Here is a 244-nt window from a genome sequence, read left to right on the forward strand (position 1 = left end):
GGCCGCAAGCCCGCGTTCATGCCGGCCCCAGACAATCACCTGGCGGCAATCGGTTACCGCGCGAAGCTGCTCAAGCTGCATCTGTGCCTGCATGCCGGTGCCGAGGATGCCAATGGCCTTGACCTGGGCCGGCGCCAGCAGCCGGGCGGCGATACGCCCGGCCAACGCGGTGCGCATGGCAGTCAGCCAGCCTTGGTCCTGCAGCAGTGCCAGCGGCTGACCGGTGTGTGCAGACAACACAAGC

Annotated in this window: 1 protein-coding gene; it reads right to left on the reverse strand. The window is 68.0% G+C overall.

Annotated features, from left to right (window positions below):
* Positions 1–244: Rossmann-fold NAD(P)-binding domain-containing protein (locus tag GH663_RS20915; protein ID WP_439329198.1), on the reverse strand; the 244-nt coding region annotated here is incomplete at both ends.

The organism is Dechloromonas hortensis, assembly GCF_009469765.1.
Lineage (GTDB): Bacteria > Pseudomonadota > Gammaproteobacteria > Burkholderiales > Rhodocyclaceae > Azonexus > Azonexus hortensis.